We start from the raw sequence: 1,850 nt of genomic DNA, 5'->3' as shown, positions 1-1,850 counted from the left end.
CACCTCGGGGGCGGCTCGACACGCCGCCAGAAGCTCCGGCCCCGCAGCAGCGTGAATGGCTCCGTCCACCCCGCTCCCGCCCAGCATCTTCTCGTTCGCCGCGTTGACGATGGCCTCGACCTCGAGGACAGTGATGTCGCCGCGCCAGACCTCGAGGGCGGGGATCACGAGACGCCGGGCGATCTCCGCGACCAGACGGCGCATAGCGCCCACATTCGGATCGTCGGGGTAGCCCCCGCCATGCCGGTGCGCCCGGTACTTCGTATGCAAGACTCGCCGCAGTTCGCTGAGCGTCATCGATGGACTCTCCCCTTTGTCCCAGCGCCTGACCAGCCGTCGGATGTCCTCCGGTTTGATGGCGGGGAACTCCCCCGTGAAGCGGTCCGCGAACCGGATGATGTCGTACAACTCCGCGTCCGGTCTCGGGACGTCCCGCACGGTCAGCTTGTGCGTCGCAATCACGCCTCGACCTCGACGAGCAGCCCGTTGTTGACCACGGCCCACGCCCGCCCCACCATCGGCGAGCCGACGAACGGCGTGTTGTGCGACTTCGACTGGATGTGGCGTTCCTCGAAAGCCCACTCGGTCTCCGCGTCGAAGATCGTCAGGTTGGCCGCGGCGCCGACCTCGAGAGCGGGGACGGGGAGGCCCAGGACCTCGCGCGGCGCGACGGCCAGCATCCGAAGCGCGTCCTCGAGGGCGATCACGCCCGGCTTGACCAGGTCGCGGACGGTCAGCGGCCAGCACGTTTCCAGGCCCAGGATGCCGAACGGGGCCTCGATAAACTCGACCTCCTTCTCGTAGCCCGCGTGGGGCGCGTGGTCGGTCGCGATGACCTCGATGGTGCCGTCGGCGAGCCCGTCCTTGATGGCCTGGACGTCCTTCGCGGTGCGGAGGGGCGGGTGCATCTTGGTGTGCGTGTCGTACTGGCTGTCCTCGACGGCGGCGTCGGTGAGCGCCCAGTGGTGCGGGCACGCCTCGGCGGTGATCGGGACGCCGCGTGCCTTGGCCTGGCGGACGATGTCGACGGCGCGCGCGGTCGAAATGTGGCAGACGTGGAACCGGCCGCCGGTGAACTCGGCCAAGAGCGCGTCCCTCGCGATCATCGCCTCCTCGGCGAGCCCGGGGATGCCGGGCAGGCCGAGCCGCGTCGCGACGGCGCCCTCGTTCATGTGGCCGTGCGGGTTGAGCGTCAGGTCCTCCTCGTGGCCCAGGAGCGTCTTGTCGAGCGTGCGGGCGTACTCCAAGGCGCGGCGCATGAGTCCGCCGTGCTGGACCGGCGAGCCGTCGTCGCTGAACGCGACCGCACCGCCCTGGGCCATGTCCGCCATCTCGGCCAGCTCCTCCCCTTCCCGCTTTTTCGTCACCGTCCCGATCGGGTGGACGTCGACGACCAGCCCCTCGGCGCGCTTGCGGACGAACTCGACCACGTCGCGCGTCGCGATCGGCGGCTCGGTGTTGGGCATGCAGGCGACGGCCGTGAACCCGCCCCAGGCCGCCGCGCGCGCGCCGGTCTCGATGGTCTCCTTGTGCTCCTGGCCGGGCTCGCGGAAGTGGACGTGCATGTCCATCCAGCCCTGTGAGATCGTCTTGCCGCTCGCGTCGTAGACCTGGACGCCGTCGGCGCCCTCGAGAGCCTGCCCCGGACTCGATCCGGGGTCGGCGCCGATGGCGGCGATCTGGCCGTCGCGGATCAGGACGTCGGCGCGCTGAGACTGGCCGGTCGTGGCGTCGAGGACGGTGCCGCCGGCGAGAAGGAGGTCGAGAGCCATGGGTGTTCGAAAGAGGGTCCGGGAAACTACCGGCGACGGGGACCTCGGCGTGCCCGGCTGGGTCCGACGCGTTCCTCA

General features: G+C 70.4%; 2 protein-coding genes. Both read right to left on the bottom strand.

What is annotated here, in order from left to right; translation table 11 throughout:
* Positions 1 to 462, bottom strand: a 462-nt coding sequence (locus WBA11_RS07480; protein ID WP_424520073.1) for a macro domain-containing protein, incomplete at its 3' end; no start/stop codon positions are given.
* Positions 459 to 1,772, bottom strand: coding sequence for a dihydroorotase (locus tag WBA11_RS07475; protein WP_424520072.1), 1,314 nt, complete (start codon positions 1,770 to 1,772; stop codon positions 459 to 461). The genes WBA11_RS07475 and WBA11_RS07480, both read right to left, overlap by 4 nt.
* Positions 1,773 to 1,850 lie beyond the last annotated feature (78 nt).

The sequence above is a fragment of the Rubrivirga sp. genome (assembly GCF_049648075.1).
Lineage (GTDB): Bacteria > Bacteroidota > Rhodothermia > Rhodothermales > Rubricoccaceae > Rubrivirga.
This window is presented reverse-complemented; position numbering and strand designations above follow the sequence as displayed.

Excerpts from the sequence above, each read along its gene's own strand:
- WBA11_RS07475 (WP_424520072.1), bottom strand. The coding sequence starts at position 1,772 with ATGGCTCTCGACCTCCTTCTCGCCGGCGGCACCGTCCTCGACGCCACG.